15 protein-coding genes are annotated in these 14,728 nt (G+C 28.7%); 6 read left to right on the top strand and 9 right to left on the bottom strand.

Annotated features, from left to right (window positions below; genetic code table 11):
- Nucleotides 1–103 precede the first annotated feature (103 nt).
- Genes WC168_RS07225 through sufB form a run of 6 tightly spaced genes read right to left on the bottom strand, consistent with a single transcriptional unit; the run spans nucleotide 104 to nucleotide 5,299 of the window.
- A complete protein-coding gene (locus tag WC168_RS07225; protein WP_066161310.1) occupies nucleotides 104–454 on the bottom strand; it encodes a metal-sulfur cluster assembly factor in 351 nt (116 codons plus the stop codon).
- 22 nt (nucleotides 455–476) lie between these two features.
- Nucleotides 477–884, bottom strand: a complete 408-nt coding sequence (locus tag WC168_RS07230; RefSeq protein ID WP_228137763.1) for a SufE family protein — start codon at nucleotides 882–884, stop codon at nucleotides 477–479.
- 6 nt (nucleotides 885–890) lie between these two features.
- Complete coding sequence (locus WC168_RS07235; protein ID WP_372618399.1) at nucleotides 891–2,078, bottom strand: aminotransferase class V-fold PLP-dependent enzyme; 1,188 nt, start codon at nucleotides 2,076–2,078, stop codon at nucleotides 891–893.
- A 1-nt stretch (nucleotide 2,079) separates the two neighbouring features.
- Nucleotides 2,080–3,099 (bottom strand): SufD family Fe-S cluster assembly protein, encoded by a 1,020-nt coding sequence (locus WC168_RS07240; RefSeq protein ID WP_372618401.1) that lies wholly within the window; start codon nucleotides 3,097–3,099, stop codon nucleotides 2,080–2,082.
- A complete protein-coding gene (gene sufC, locus WC168_RS07245) occupies nucleotides 3,086–3,859 on the bottom strand; it encodes a Fe-S cluster assembly ATPase SufC (RefSeq protein WP_372618403.1) in 774 nt (257 codons plus the stop codon). Before sufC ends, WC168_RS07240 begins: the two co-directional genes overlap by 14 nt.
- A gap of 3 nt (nucleotides 3,860–3,862) precedes the next feature.
- A complete protein-coding gene (gene sufB / locus WC168_RS07250) occupies nucleotides 3,863–5,299 on the bottom strand; it encodes a Fe-S cluster assembly protein SufB (protein ID WP_066355105.1) in 1,437 nt (478 codons plus the stop codon).
- Nucleotides 5,300–5,529: 230 nt separating this feature from the next.
- On the opposite strand from sufB, the gene WC168_RS07255 reads away from it, so the two are divergent.
- Both WC168_RS07255 and WC168_RS07260 read left to right on the top strand, forming a co-directional pair.
- Nucleotides 5,530–6,459 carry a NifU family protein gene (locus tag WC168_RS07255; RefSeq protein WP_372618405.1) on the top strand — a complete coding sequence of 310 codons (930 nt, stop codon included), beginning with the start codon at nucleotides 5,530–5,532 and terminating at the stop codon, nucleotides 6,457–6,459.
- A 55-nt stretch (nucleotides 6,460–6,514) separates the two neighbouring features.
- Nucleotides 6,515–7,138: an HPP family protein gene (locus WC168_RS07260; RefSeq protein WP_066161316.1), complete on the top strand. Its 624-nt coding sequence runs from the start codon at nucleotides 6,515–6,517 to the stop codon at nucleotides 7,136–7,138.
- Between the two features lie 6 nt (nucleotides 7,139–7,144).
- On the opposite strand, the gene WC168_RS07265 is transcribed toward WC168_RS07260, so the two are convergent.
- On the bottom strand, nucleotides 7,145–8,392 hold the full coding sequence (locus WC168_RS07265; protein ID WP_372618407.1) for a GGDEF domain-containing protein: 1,248 nt from the start codon (nucleotides 8,390–8,392) through the stop codon (nucleotides 7,145–7,147).
- Between the two features lie 83 nt (nucleotides 8,393–8,475).
- On the opposite strand from WC168_RS07265, the gene argH reads away from it, so the two are divergent.
- The gene (gene argH / locus WC168_RS07270; protein WP_372618409.1) at nucleotides 8,476–9,867 is read left to right on the top strand and encodes an argininosuccinate lyase; all 1,392 of its coding nucleotides are present in this window, start codon (nucleotides 8,476–8,478) and stop codon (nucleotides 9,865–9,867) included.
- Between the two features lie 54 nt (nucleotides 9,868–9,921).
- Here the strand turns inward: argH and WC168_RS07275 are convergent, their stop codons facing one another.
- Nucleotides 9,922–10,830 (bottom strand): chemotaxis protein CheV, encoded by a 909-nt coding sequence (locus WC168_RS07275; protein WP_372618411.1) that lies wholly within the window; start codon nucleotides 10,828–10,830, stop codon nucleotides 9,922–9,924.
- A 28-nt stretch (nucleotides 10,831–10,858) separates the two neighbouring features.
- Nucleotides 10,859–11,539 carry a tRNA threonylcarbamoyladenosine dehydratase gene (locus WC168_RS07280; RefSeq protein WP_066161320.1) on the bottom strand — a complete coding sequence of 227 codons (681 nt, stop codon included), beginning with the start codon at nucleotides 11,537–11,539 and terminating at the stop codon, nucleotides 10,859–10,861.
- 67 nt (nucleotides 11,540–11,606) lie between these two features.
- Between WC168_RS07280 and greA the strand changes: the two genes are divergently transcribed.
- The 3 genes from greA to uvrB form a co-directional block, all read left to right on the top strand.
- On the top strand, nucleotides 11,607–12,092 hold the full coding sequence (greA, locus tag WC168_RS07285; RefSeq protein ID WP_066355099.1) for a transcription elongation factor GreA: 486 nt from the start codon (nucleotides 11,607–11,609) through the stop codon (nucleotides 12,090–12,092).
- A gap of 1 nt (nucleotide 12,093) precedes the next feature.
- Nucleotides 12,094–12,798: a UDP-2,3-diacylglucosamine diphosphatase gene (locus tag WC168_RS07290; RefSeq protein WP_279134674.1), complete on the top strand. Its 705-nt coding sequence runs from the start codon at nucleotides 12,094–12,096 to the stop codon at nucleotides 12,796–12,798.
- A 14-nt stretch (nucleotides 12,799–12,812) separates the two neighbouring features.
- Nucleotides 12,813–14,728 (top strand): excinuclease ABC subunit UvrB (gene uvrB / locus WC168_RS07295; protein WP_372618414.1); only part of this gene is annotated, 1,916 nt, incomplete at its 3' end.

The raw sequence follows: 14,728 nt of genomic DNA on the forward strand, positions 1-14,728 counted from the left end.
CTTCTACAAATAGAGAAAAAGATAAATTAGATTTAGTTCAGCTAAAACAACTTTCTAAGTTGATTCAAATTAAAAAATAAGCTTGAAACAAAGAGTTTCAAACCTACCAAGAAATAGCAGCTCCACTAGCACCCATAATCTCTTTTGCATCTTCACTCATCATATGAGGTTCCCAAACAGGCTCAAACACTAAGTTTACTTTTGCCTCATCAACTTCATCAACAGCCATAGCCACATATCGAACCTGCTCAAGCAAACTATCAGCAACAGGACAAGCTGGACTTGTAAGAGTCATATCTATCTCACAAAACAGATAGTTTTCTCTCTCTTCTAGTTCAATACTATAAATTAATCCAAGATTATAGATATCCACAGGAATCTCAGGGTCATAAACTTTTTTTAAATTCTCTATAATTTTCTCTTTTATCTTCTCTTTATCAAAAATTCCACTCATTTTTTATCCTTTATATAGGCTTTTATGCCTTTAGAGCATACTCTTTTATTTTTTTAATCATTCCTATAACTCCACTTTGTCTATTTGGAGTTATCACTTCACTAAGTCCTAGCTCTCTTACAATATCCATATCAACCTCTTTTAACTCTTCAATTGTAGAGTTAGAGAAAATCTCTAAAATAATATAAACTAAACCTTTAACTATTATTGCATCACTAGTGCCTTTGAAAAATAGTTTGTTCTCTTTTTTTTCACAAATCAACCAAACCTGCGATGTACAACCGTGAACTAAATTTTCAGGAGTTTTATTCTCTTCATCAAAAGTAGGTAGCTTTTTTCCTAAATCAATAATATATTCATATTTAGCCAACTCTTCATCAAAAAAATCCAAATCCTCTTTTATATTTTCAACTCTTTGTTTAATACTCATAATTTTTTAATCCTTTAACATACTTAATGCTCTTTTTAAAGCACTAATTAGTTTATCAATATCTTCAAAATCATTATAAAAAGCCAAACTAGCTCTAATAGTTCCTTTTATTTTTAGTTTTTTCATAATTGGTTGTGCACAGTGATGACCAACTCGAACAGATATTTTTAGTTTATCAAGTAAAATTGAGATATCATCGTGCATAATACCTTTGAAATTAAAACTTCTACTTCCACTACAATCTTTTAAATCGTTGTAAAAAATTATATCAGGAAGCTTTTTTAGTTCACTATTTAGATACTCTAAAAGCTCTTTTTTTCTATTTTGTATTGTTTCATAGCCAATATTTTCAATATATTTTAAAGCCTCTTTAAATGCAATTACCCCAGCTATATTTTGAGTTCCAGCTTCAAACTTATAAGGAGCGTTTAAAAAAGTGCTTCCTTTTTCAAAATCAACTGTGTTTATAGCTGCACCTCCTGTAATATAAGGCTCTACTTCATCAAAAAATTTCTCATTTATATAAATAGCTCCAACTCCTGTTGGTCCAAATGTTTTATGAGCTGAAATTGCAAAGAAGTCACAATTTAGCTCTTGAACATCTATTTTAAAGCTACTTAAACTTTGAGCACCATCTATTAAAACAGGTGCATTGTAAGAGTGAGCTATAGAGATTATTTTTTTTATATCATGAACTTTTCCAAAAGCATTTGTAACATGCGCAATACTTACAAAAGAGTTTGGATTTGCCTTTAAAAGCTCTTCAAAATGCTCAAAATCAAAATCCAAATTATCATTACAATTTACAACTTCAAGCCCATTTGCTAAAGTTCTTCCTTGTAGATGCCATGGCACAATATTTGCATGATGCTCAAGGCTTGATATAATAATATTTTTAAACTTTTTTCCAAAAGAAGAGGCTATGAAATTTATACTTTGTGTAACTCCACTTGTAAAAATTATCTCCTCTTTTTTATTTGCATTGATAAACTTTTGTAGATACTCTCTTGTATTTTCAAACTCTGTAGTGGCTTTGTTTGCATCTCCAAAACTACTTCTGTGAGTATTTGAGCAATATTTTGTGTAGTATTCAATAGTTGAATCAATCACACTTTGTGGTTTTTGTGTTGTTGAACCATTGTCCAAATATACGCTATTTGAGTTTGCAAAATATGGAAAATCTTTTTTATACATCTTATTTTAAATACTCTTCTACTAAATTTTTAAGCTCTTCATCTTTAATACTATCTTTAATTGAACTCTCAAAAGCAACTAAAAGCATATCATAGGCTTCATCTTTGCTTATACCTCTACTTTGTAGATAGTAAAGTTGGTCTTTATTTAAAGTTCCAGTTGTAGTTCCGTGACTAGCCTCAAGCTCATCTATATATATCTCTAAGTGAGGTTGAGCAAAAACAACAGCATCATCACTTAATAAAATTGAGTTACAGTTTTGAAAAGCTTTTGAATATGGTGCTTTTTCGTTTACTATTGAAGTGATTTTTACAACAGCTCTTGAGTTATCTTTTAAACTATTTTTATAGTTTATGCTACTTGTTGAGTTTTTGTTGTTGTGAATTGTTTTTACCAAAGTTGAACTGTTTGAGCTATTTTTTAACTTATTTAATCCATTTAAACTATAGTTTATATTTTGTGCATCTAAACTATTTTCATAGTTGTTTAGACAAAATCCAAGACCTATATTAAAGTTATAAATATCTAAATTTGAATCATCTTCACACTTTGCATTTGTTGAAAAAATCATTGATGAATCTTTGTTTAGATTATCGATTTTTGCATACTCTAAAGATGAGTTCTCTTTTAATACAAGCTCTCTATTTGCTACAAAATTTGCACTATTTTTTAGTGAAAAAATCTCAATAACAGATGCTTTTACACCACTTTCAACTTCAATTTTAAGTGAACTTATATTTAAAGAGTCTAACTCTTTATTTGTGTGGTCTATTATTATTGGTTTTTGAGTCGATTTTGTTATTTTTAAAACTTTTTGATTATTTGAAAAACTTTTTGCAATATCAAATAAAATTGAATTATAAGAGTTCTTATCTTCACCTGAAGATAAATTTTCTAATTCAAACTCATTTATTTTTATATTTTCAAAGTTTTTTGAGAAAAAAGTTTCAAAATCTATCTTTAAAAACTCTTCATCTTTTTTTGAAGGAAGTTTTAGATTTTTTATACTATTTATCTGCATTTTTTATTCCTAATGCTTCAAAACCTTTCTTATCTAGTTCTAAAGCTAAACTATAATCTCCAGTTTTAGCAATCTTTCCATCACTTAAAATATGTACAAAATCAGGTTTTATAAGCTCTAAAAGTCTATCATAGTGAGTAATCATAAGAATAGATTTTTTCCCATCAAGCATAGAGTTTATAACATTTGCAACAATTTTAATAGCATCAACATCAAGTCCACTATCAATCTCATCTAGCATTATTAAATCAGGACTTAGCATTAAAAGTTGAACAAGCTCGTTTCTTTTTTTCTCTCCACCACTAAATCCATCATTTAAATCTCTTTGTAATAGTTTTCTATCAATATCGAACTTATTTGTCTCTTCTTTAACAAGCTTTAAAAACTGCATTGCATCTAGCTCATCTTTGCCTTCATAAGCTCTTTTTGCATTCATAGCTGTTCTTAAAAAATAGCTATTATTTACTCCAGGAACTTCAACAGGAGTTTGAAAACTCATAAAAATTCCCTCATTTGCTCTTTGTGAAGCATCCATCTCTAATAAATCTTTATTTTTGAATGTAACTTTACCATCTACAACTTCACAGTCATAGTGAGCTGCTAAAGTTTTAACTAAAGTTGATTTTCCAGCTCCATTTACACCCATAAGTGCATGAACCTCACCTGGTTTTATCTCAAGATTTAATCCTTTTAAAATTTCATTACTATTTATACTTACTTTTAAATCTTCAATTTTTAACAATGTATCTTTTTTACTCATAATTTAACCCACACTTCCTTCTAATGAAATACTTAATAACTCTTTTGCTTCAGCAGCAAACTCCATTGGTAACTCTTTTAAAACCTCTTTACAAAAACCATTTACAATCATAGCAATAGCATCTTCTTCATCTATTCCTCTTTGGTTTAGATAAAATAGTTGCTCATCTGAAATTTTTGATGTTGTTGCTTCATGCTCAATATTTGCACTACTATTTCTAATCTCATGATATGGATAAGTGTGAGCTTGACACTTATTTCCAATTAAAAGTGAGTCACACTCAGAGATATTTCTTGCATTTTGTGCATTTTTTCCAACTCGCACCAAACCTCTATAGATATTTACACCTTTAAGTGCTGAAATTCCTTTTGAAATAATAGTTGATTTAGTATTTTTTCCTAAATGAATCATCTTTGTACCAGTATCAGCTTGTTGAGCTCTTGATGTAATTGCAACAGAGTAGAACTCTCCAACGCTATTATCACCTTGAAGTACACAAGATGGATATTTCCAAGTTATACTTGAACCTGTTTCAACTTGAGTCCAAGATACTTTTGAGTTATCACCTTTGCATAAGGCTCTTTTTGTAACAAAGTTTAAAATTCCACCTTTACCCTCATCATCTCCTGGATACCAGTTTTGAATAGTTGAATATTTTATATGACTATCTTTAAGAGCAACTAACTCAACAACTGCTGCGTGAAGTTGTCTATCATCTCTTGAAGGAGCAGAACACCCTTCGTTGTATGAAACATAGCTTCCCTCATCACAGATAATCAAAGTTCTTTCAAACTGTCCTGTATTTAAAGCATTTATTCTAAAATAAGTTGATAACTCCATTGGGCATCTTGTATTTTTTGGAATATAAACAAAACTTCCATCTGTAAAAACAGCACTATTTAAACAGGCAAAATAGTTATCAGTTACAGGAACAACGCTTGCTAAATAAGTCTTTACAAGTTCTGGAAATCTATGTGCTGCTTCACTAATTGAGCAAAATATAATTCCTAATTTTTCAAGCTCATCTTGATATGTAGTTTTTATTGAAACTGAGTCAAAAACAGCATCAACTGCAACACCTGCAAGCATTTTTTGCTCTTCAAGTGGAATTCCAAGCTTCTCATAAGTTTTTAAGATTTCAGGATCAACTTCATCTAGTGAGTTTAAAGCTTTTTTTGGTGCTGAATAATATGCATAATCTTGATAATCTATCTTTGGATAGTTTAATTTAGCCCAAGTTGGCTCTTCCATTTTTAGCCACTTCTCATAAGCTTTTAATCTAAATTCTAATAAAAACTCAGGCTCTTCTTTTTTTGCACTAATAGCTCTTATAACATCTTCATTTAAACCTTTTGCAAAGGTATCACTTTGAACTAAAGTTTCAAATCCAAGTTTATAATCACTGTTTATAATGTCATGTATTTGTTGGTTTTCACTCATGACTTCTCCGTAAAATTTATTTGATTTTAAATAGGACAGTTTTTATCCTAATTGGAATAATATCGAAATAAGTATATAATGTAAAGGCATAAATCCTAATAAAGTAAAAAAATAAGCATTTTACTTGCTTTAAAACACGATAAAATGGCGATTTTAAATTAAGATAAATCTTATCCTAATTTAAATAAAATACAAAAAAACTTTAAATAACTAAAAATAATGGAAAATATATGAAAAATTACTCAAAAAAAATAGAAGATAGAATTAATAATCCAAAACATTTTGGTGAGATTACAAAAGAGGATGCAATAAAATTTGGATGCAAGTTAGTTGTTGCTGATTTTGAATCAAATGGAAGCGATGCTTTAAGAGTATATTTTGCAATTACAAAAGATAAAACAGTATTTGATGCAAAATTTAAATCGTTTGCAACTGGAGTTATAGTTGCTTTAAATGATATGATGATAGAGCTTTGTATTGGAAAAACTCTTGAAAAAGTTGCAAATATGTTTAAAACAGATGTTGAGTTTGCACTAAGAGATGAACCACAAATTCCAGCAATTGATATTCAAGAGCTACACAACGGTTTTTTAAATTTTGTTGTCTTAAAAAAAGTTGTTTTAAATGCAAATATTAGAAATATTGATGATTTTAGCTCTGATTATATAGTTTGTGACTGTGCAAGAACAACTTTGGGTGAAGTTGTAAATTTAATAAAAGAGCATGATATAAAAACTATTGAAGAGTTACAAAAATATACACACGCTGGAATTTTTTGTAAATCATGTGCAAAAGAGGGTGGTCTTGAAGAAAAAGAGATATATTTAAGTGATATTTTAGAACAAACAAGAAAAAAAATTGAAGAAGATAAAATAAACGAACCTAGCTATTTGAATAAAAGTTTCATTGAAATGTTAAAAGATGAGAGAATTAAATTAATAGAAGATGTTTTAGATGATGATGTAAGACCAATGCTTATTATGGATGGTGGAAATATGGAGGTTTTAGAGTTGGTTGAATCAGCACCTCACTACGATTTATACATAAGATACTTAGGTGCTTGTAGTGGATGTAGTGCTGGAAGTATGGGAACACTTTATGCAATTGAGTCAATTTTACAAAGTAAAATAGATGAAAATATTAGAGTTTTACCTGTTTGATAACAAATTTATAATAATCTGTTACAATATAAGAAAACTTTTTTTGGGGGTCTAAATGTTTGCAATATACAACAATGGAACGGTAGGATTTAGAAGTACAAGTGACAATTTGTACAATCTTAAAACTATTGAAGAGATTGAACCAATTAGGTTTGAACCAAAAGAGGGATTAATTCAAGATTTTTCTAGTCAATTAAGCCAAGAGCAGAAAAAAGAGTTTATAAACTCTTATAAAAAAATAGCTCAATTAGATACTTTGGAACCTGTTTATAAAATAAGTGATATTATGACACAAGATGTTTTTAATGTTACAAAAGATTCAACAATAGAGGAGATATACTATTTTTTAAAAGAGAAAAAAGTATCTCAAGTTCCAGTTACAGATTTTGGTAAAAAGATTATTGGAATTGTAAATAAAAAGATAATTTTAACTCTTTTAATGAATAATTTAGATGATACAAATAGTGTTTTAAATAGAAAAATAGATGATGTATATTTGCCTGAAGTTATAACAGCAGATCCTCAATCTGATGTTAGACATGTAGTAAAAATTATGATTGATTTAAAATTAGATGCTATTCCAATAGTTGATGAGAGTGATACTTTAGTTGGGATTGTTTCAAAAACAGATATTTTAAAAGCAGTTGCAAACTTACCAAAGCTTCAGCTTTGGTCATAATAAAACTTAAATAACAGTTCCATTATCAAAAATAACTCTATTTCTACCTTGATGTTTTGCTTCATAAAGCAGACTATCAGCTTTTTCTTGAGCTTGAGCAATAGATTCATAGTTGTTTCTAAAAGTAACTCCAGCTGAGAAAGTTATGTTGATTTTATTATCTTTATAAACAAAAACTCTGTTTAAAAAAGCATTTTTAACTCTTTTTATATATCTAGTTACTTCAATTTTATCTCTAAAATTTATAAGTGCAACAAACTCCTCTCCACCAAATCTAGCAATAATATCCTCTTTTCTTGTAAGATTTTTTAGAATTTGTGCAAATGATTTTAATATCTCATCTCCACATGAGTGACCAAAAGCATCATTTATCTTTTTGAAGTGGTCAATATCAAAAAATACAATTGCAAAATTTGTCTCAAATACAAAAAACTGTTTCTCCATCTTTTTTGCTTCATTTTCATAAGCTCTTCTGTTTAAAACATTTGTTAAAAAGTCATATAAATACTCCTCTTTCGCAACTTGAAGCTCTTTTTCAAGATCATTTATTTGTGCTTGAAGAAGTTTAACTTTATCTATATTTGTCGATAAAATTCGATTGTTTTCTAAAAGTGAATTTTCAAGCTTATAAATTGTCTCTATTAATCTTTTTTGAACAGAGATTAACTCTCTTTTTGAAAAATCAGATATATCCAAAGATACTAAATCCTCTTTTATCTTTTTAATATCTTCATTTGAGCTATTACTATCATTTAAAGCTTTGTCATAGTATCTACTCATTAAAGAGGTTAATTTTATAATATCATTTGTTTTCTCTTTTAATACTCTTCTATCAGCATTTATTCGCTCTTTTGCAAACTCTTTGATTTTTAGTATTGACTCTTTTGAAGTCACATTTTTTGGGTTTTTTAAAGACTCTAAGATAAAATCTTCAATCTCCTCTTTTAGCTCAAAATTAACAGCAGGAGTTAAAAGATCATTAAATGTTGCAATAAGCAATCTTAACTCATCGCTTGTAACTCTTGAAGATAGTATTGATACAACTTTAAAAATAGATTCATCTACTAATTTTTTCTTCTCATCTTTTGTTAGACTTTTTAAACTATTTTCATATATAGCTATATCTTCAGTGTGACCATTTAGAATTTTTGATTGATGTTTAAACTCTAAAAAGTAGTTTTCAGGAGTCACTTGAAGTTTCTTATCTCTTAGTGCTTCTAGAGTATTTTTTGTAATCTCTTTGATATTGTTCATATAGGATGCCCTTGAATTTTCGTAAGTAAAATTATATCAGTTATGATATAATAAACCCCTAATAAAAAGTAGGATTAATCAATATGACAGAACAAAATAATCAGATATTAAAAAATACAAATGCAAAACTATTAGATGAGTTTAATGCTTCAATTATGTTTGACAAAGAGTTATACTCTCAAGATATAAAAGGTTCTATTGCACACTCTAAAATGTTGGCTTTACAAAATATTATCTCAAGTGATGAACAAAAACAGATAGAGAGTGGACTTTTACAAGTTTTAAAAGAGATTGAAAATGGTGAATTTAAATTCTCTTTAGAGTATGAAGATATTCATATGGCTGTTGAAAATAGACTTACTCAAATTATTGGAGATGCTGGTAAAAGACTTCACACAGCAAGAAGTAGAAATGATCAAGTTTGTACAGATTTTACGCTTTATGTTCAAGAAAAAACTAAGTCAATTCAGATTCAAATTAAAGAGTTAATCTCTACATTTGTAGATGTAGCTTCAAAGCATACAACTACACTTATGCCAGGAATGACTCACTTACAACATGCACAACCTATAAATTTTGGATACCATATGATGGCATATGCAAATATGTTTAAAAGAGATTTTGAAAGATTTGCATCATCTTATGAAAGAAACAACTACTCACCACTTGGAAGTGCAGCACTTGCAGGAACTCCACACAATATTGATAGATTTAAAACAGCAGAGCTTTTAGGTTTTTATGCTCCAACACAAAATGCTATGGATAGTGTTTCAAATAGAGATTTTGCTTTAGAGTTATTGTTTAATATAAGCACAACAATGATGCATATAAGTAGAATTTCTGAAGAGTTAATTCTTTGGTCATCATATGAGTTTAGATTTGTTCAAATGAGTGATATGTATGCAACTACAAGCTCTATTATGCCTCAAAAGAAAAATCCTGATGTACCTGAGTTATTAAGAGGAAAAACTGGAAGAGTTTATGGAAATTTAATCTCTCTTTTAACAGTTATGAAATCTCTTCCTTTGGCATACAACAAAGATACACAAGAGGATAAAGAGGGAGTTTTTGATTCAGTTGCTACTATTGAAATATCATTAAATATTTTAAATGAAGTAATTAAAACTATGAAGGTAAATGTAGATATTATGGAAAATGCTTGTAAAATAGGGCATTTAACAGCAACTGATTTAGCAGATTATTTAGTTTTAAAACAAAATATGCCTTTTAGAACAGCTTACTATATTACAAAAGAGCTTGTAGAAGAAGCAAATAGATTAAACAAAGATATTAGTGAATTAAATATAAATGAGATTAGAAATAGTACAAAAGAGCTTGAAAATATTGATGAAGAGATAATTTCATATTTAAATTTAAAAAACTCTATGAATAGTAGAGACTCTTTTGGTGGAACTTCTACAAAGCAGACTAAAATTCAAATTGATAATTTTAAAGATTGGTTAAAAGATAACTAAGATAAAAAAAGCCAAAGATTAAAATCTTTGGCTTTAGAGTAAAAGATATAGAAACTATCTTAATAAGAGTCTATTTGTAAGATTATATAAAGAATTTATATCAGTTTTTCCTACAAATCCATCAATTCCAATTCTCTGCATTTTTCCTCTTACAGCATCTGTTGTCATAGATGAGTTTACAATTACAGGTATATGTTCATATTTTTGATTATTTTTAATAAATGATGCAACTTGATAACCATCAGTTCCAGGCATCTCAATATCTGTTACGATTAATCCTATTTCTGAAGGATCTAAATCTTCAATTCTATCAAGCAACTCTCCACCATTTGGATAGATCTCATATTCAACCTCTATTTGAGAAAAGAATTTATGTAAAACCTCTCTTGCAACTGCTGAATCCTCTGCTGCAAGTATTTTTTTAGATGATTGAATTTTACCTTCAACATATTTTTTGATGTCTCTTCCACCATCATCTGTCCACTTAATATCTCTTAAAAGTTGTTCAGCATTAAAAACTGTACAAAGTTCATCTTTGTTGTTTACTTTTACATAAGTCGTATATGTAATTTTTGAGTTTGTCTCTTCTGTATGTCTTAACTCTTGAGTTGTTTTTTCAACAATATCAAGCATATCTTTAACTAAAAAACCTATTTTTTTATGATTAAACTCACAAAAAATAATTAACTTGTAATCTTTTATTTCAAGAGGTTTAAGTCCAAGCCAAGTATCAAGGTTTACTAAAGTAACAGGTTCTCCCCTAATTGTAGCTATACCTGCAATAATGTTTGTATCTTTTGGAGTATCATTTATAGCAACTTCTTCTGTTATGATAAACGCTTTAACTTTTGCTATATTTATTGCGTAAATATTATTATGACCAGTGTAAAATACTGCTAATTGCTGAACATTTCGTAAATGTCCTTGTGTCATCTGTTCAACACTACCACCAATACCGCCCATGTAGATCCTTTATTTAGAATGTTGGTTATTATATAAATTTTTTACTTTGACTATCTTTAACTAAATTTAACTTTCTTACTATTTTTTGAATAGTAACAGATGCCATCATAAGCCCAAAACTAGCTGTTACACCTTCAAAGCTCCCTTTATCGATACACAAAGGAAGCTCTGTTGAATAAATAACTTTAAACTTCTTTTTAAAACCCTGTTTTTTAAGCTCTTCTCTTACTTTTTTTATAAATTTATCATTTTTTGTCTCCCAAATAGAGCCATATGTAATTTGAAGAGGATCAATCCTTTTAGCTCCTCCACCTGTGCTTATTACTTTTGTAAAATATTTTTTTATTAAATGGACTTTTGGTTTTACATCATCAATTGCATCTAAAATATAGTCATATGATGAAAAATCAAAGTTATCAATCCACTCAGGTGTTATTTTTACACAAATAGGAGTTACATTTGGATATCTCTCTTTCATAACTTCAACTTTTTTTCTTCCTATATTTCCATGGCTTCCCAATTGTCTATTTTGATTTGATGGCTCATATGTATCAAAATCAACTATAGTTATATCTGTAATACCAGTATTATATAAAGCATCAAGTGCGAAACTTCCCATTCCTCCAACACCAAAAAGTATTAATTTTGTATTTTGAAATTTATTAAAAGCCTCTTCTCCAAAAAGCATTTTTGTTCTATTATATTGCATATTTAAATCTTCTTTACAAATTTTTGGCTATTATAACACAAAAATATTTATTAAAAGAGGTTATGATATGGATAAAGAGCCAATGACGCTTGCTGGTTACAACAAAGTAACAAATGAATTGGACTATTTAAAAAGCATTGAAAGACCCCAAACTGTTGTTGCTCTTGATGAAGCTAGACAATTGGGAGATTTAAAAGAGAATGCTGAGTATCATAGTGCAAAAGAGAAACTAAAGCTAATAGATGTACAAATTGCTGAGTTAAGTAATATTATCTCAAAAGCAGTTATTGTAGATCCTTCTGTTTTACCACATGATAGAGTTAGTTTTGGATCAACAGTTACACTATTTGATGTAGTAAGTGATGAAGAGTTTACTTATACTATTGTTGGTGGAGTTGAGTCAAATGTTGAAAAAGGATTTATATCTTTTAATTCACCTTTAGCAAAACAACTTATGGGAAAAGTTGAAGGAGATGAGTTTACTGCAAAACTTCCAGGTGGAGATAAAACTTTTGAAGTTTATGCAATATTTTATAAAGAGATAGAGCTATAGTTTGAAGCTACTATTAGAAGATGAAGCTATTTTTATAGCAGATTCACACTACAATTTTAAAAATCAAGAGTTTAAAACTATTTTAGAAGATTTGATAAGTAAAAAAGTAAAAGCTAATCAAATTTTTCTAATGGGAGATAATTTTGATTTTATCTCAGGGGAGTCAAGATATTTTGTAAAAAAATATCAAAATTTAATAGACAAGATAAACACTCTTTCAAAAAGTCATGAGATTTTTTATTTAGAGGGAAATCATGACTATAATTTACAAACACTTTTTCCAGATATAAAAGTTTTAAAAAGAGAAAACCAGCCTTTAATTTTAAGTTATAAAGATAAAAAAATAGCTATCTCTCATGGAGATAATTTTGTTAATTGGCACTATGATTTGTATTGTAAGGTTATTAGAAATAGTCATCTACTTAAATTTTTAAATTTTATTGATATAAACTTTTTTATAAGCAAAAGAATTGAAAAAGCACTTGATAATAAAAATATTTGTCACACTTTAAATTATTTTGAAGAGTTAGCAAATAAAAGAGTAAAAAACTATAAAGAAGATATTATTATTGAAGGACACTTTCATCAAGCAAAATCTTATAAAATAGAAAATCAAGAGTATATAAATATTCCATCTTTAGCTTGTCAAAAGAGTTTTACAAGGTTTAAAGATGGTAAGTTTTTAAATGAAGAATTAGAAGATTAAAAGGATATTTTATTTTGGCAAAATTTGAAGTAGTAAGTGATTATTCTCCAAGTGGTGATCAACCAAAAGCAATAGAGGCTTTAAGCTTAAGTATTGAAGCAAATAATCAGTACAACACACTTTTAGGAGTTACTGGAAGTGGAAAGACTTATACTATTGCAAAAGTAATTGAAAGAGTTCAAAAACCAACACTTATTATGACTCATAATAAAACTTTAGCAGCTCAGTTATACTCAGAGTTTAAGCAGTTTTTCCCAAATAATCATGTTGAGTATTTTATCTCATATTATGACTACTATCAACCAGAAGCTTATATTCCAAGAAGTGATCTATTTATTGAAAAAGATAGCTCTATAAATGATGAGTTAGAAAGATTAAGACTAAGTGCCACTGCATCACTTCTATCTTTTGATGATGTAATTGTAATAGCTTCAGTATCTGCTAACTATGGACTTGGAAATCCAAGTGAATATAAAGCAATGGTTCAAAGAGTTGAAGTTGGATTTTCATACTCTCAAAAAGAGTTTTTGTTAAAACTTATAGAAATGGGTTATAAAAGAAATGATAAGTTTTTTGATAGAGCTGATTTTAGAGTAAATGGTGATGTAATTGATATTTTTCCAGCCTATTATGAAGATGAGTTTTTAAGAGTTGAGTTTTTTGGTGATGAGGTTGAGAGTATTACTTTGCATGAATATCTGACAAATACAAAAATCAAAGATTTAAAAGAGGTGATTATTTACTCTGTTAACCCCTTTGTTGTAACACAAGAAAATCTTGCAAATGCTGTAAAACAAATAGAAGAAGAGCTTGAAGAACGACTTGATTTTTTCCAAAAAGAGCAAAAACTTATAGAGTATCAAAGACTTAAACAAAGAGTTGAGTTTGATTTAGAGATGATTGAAGCAACTGGAATGTGCAAGGGAATTGAGAACTATGCAAGACACTTAACAGGTTTAAAACCAGGTGAAACACCTTATTCTCTTTTGGATTATTTTGCTCAAATGGATAAGGATTTTCTGCTAGTTGTTGATGAATCTCATGTTTCTTTACCTCAATTTAGAGGAATGCACGTAGCTGATAGAAGTAGAAAAGAGGTTTTAGTTGAGTATGGGTTTAGACTTCCAAGTGCTTTGGATAATAGACCTTTAAAATTTGATGAGTTTATAAATAAAGCTCCTAATTATATCTTTGTAAGTGCAACACCAAATGAGCTTGAGCTAGAGCTAAGTAGCGTTGTAGCAGAGCAAATAATTCGTCCTACAGGACTTCTTGATCCAGTTATTGAGATAGTAGATAGTGAGTTTCAAGTTGAAAAACTTCATGATGAGATAAAAAAAGTAACTTCTAAAAATCAAAGAGTTTTGGTTACAGTTCTAACTAAAAAGATGGCTGAAGAGCTTGCAAGTTATTATGCTGATTTAGGAATAAAAGTAAAATATATGCATAGTGAAATTGATGCAATAGAGAGAAATCAAATAATAAGAGAGCTTAGAATTGGAACTTTTGATGTATTAATTGGAATAAATCTTTTAAGAGAGGGACTTGATATTCCTGAAACTTCACTAGTTGCTATTTTAGATGCTGATAAAGAGGGATTTTTAAGGAGTCGTACTTCACTAATTCAAACAATTGGAAGAGCTGCTAGAAATGAAGAGGGTAGAGTAATACTTTTTGCTAAAAAGATAACAGACTCTATGCAATTTGCAATTGATGAGACAAATAGAAGAAGAAAAATTCAAGAAGAGCATAATATAAAAAATAATATAACTCCAAAATCAACAAAAAGAAAGCTTGATGAGAATCTAAAACTTGAAGAGTATGATAGTGTTGCTCTAAAAAAACAACGCCTTGAAAAGATGCCAGCATCTGAGCGAAAAAAACTATTAGTTGAGCTAAATAAACAGATGAAAAAAGCTTCAAGTGAGTT

Source organism: Aliarcobacter sp. (genome assembly GCF_041672065.1).
GTDB classification, from domain to species: domain Bacteria; phylum Campylobacterota; class Campylobacteria; order Campylobacterales; family Arcobacteraceae; genus Aliarcobacter; species Aliarcobacter skirrowii.

What these genes read in the sequence shown, in the direction of transcription:
- WC168_RS07225 (WP_066161310.1), bottom strand. Translation starts at nt 454, where the DNA reads ATGAGTGGAATTTTTGATAAAGAGAAGATAAAAGAGAAAATTATAGAG.
- WC168_RS07230 (WP_228137763.1), bottom strand. Translation starts at nt 884, where the DNA reads ATGAGTATTAAACAAAGAGTTGAAAATATAAAAGAGGATTTGGATTTT.
- WC168_RS07235 (WP_372618399.1), bottom strand. Translation starts at nt 2,078, where the DNA reads ATGTATAAAAAAGATTTTCCATATTTTGCAAACTCAAATAGCGTATAT.
- WC168_RS07240 (WP_372618401.1), bottom strand. Translation starts at nt 3,099, where the DNA reads ATGCAGATAAATAGTATAAAAAATCTAAAACTTCCTTCAAAAAAAGAT.
- sufC (WP_372618403.1), bottom strand. Translation starts at nt 3,859, where the DNA reads ATGAGTAAAAAAGATACATTGTTAAAAATTGAAGATTTAAAAGTAAGT.
- sufB (WP_066355105.1), bottom strand. Translation starts at nt 5,299, where the DNA reads ATGAGTGAAAACCAACAAATACATGACATTATAAACAGTGATTATAAA.
- WC168_RS07255 (WP_372618405.1), top strand. Translation starts at nt 5,530, where the DNA reads ATGAAAAATTACTCAAAAAAAATAGAAGATAGAATTAATAATCCAAAA.
- WC168_RS07260 (WP_066161316.1), top strand. Translation starts at nt 6,515, where the DNA reads ATGTTTGCAATATACAACAATGGAACGGTAGGATTTAGAAGTACAAGT.
- WC168_RS07265 (WP_372618407.1), bottom strand. Translation starts at nt 8,392, where the DNA reads ATGAACAATATCAAAGAGATTACAAAAAATACTCTAGAAGCACTAAGA.
- argH (WP_372618409.1), top strand. Translation starts at nt 8,476, where the DNA reads ATGACAGAACAAAATAATCAGATATTAAAAAATACAAATGCAAAACTA.
- WC168_RS07275 (WP_372618411.1), bottom strand. Translation starts at nt 10,830, where the DNA reads ATGGGCGGTATTGGTGGTAGTGTTGAACAGATGACACAAGGACATTTA.
- WC168_RS07280 (WP_066161320.1), bottom strand. Translation starts at nt 11,539, where the DNA reads ATGCAATATAATAGAACAAAAATGCTTTTTGGAGAAGAGGCTTTTAAT.
- greA (WP_066355099.1), top strand. Translation starts at nt 11,607, where the DNA reads ATGGATAAAGAGCCAATGACGCTTGCTGGTTACAACAAAGTAACAAAT.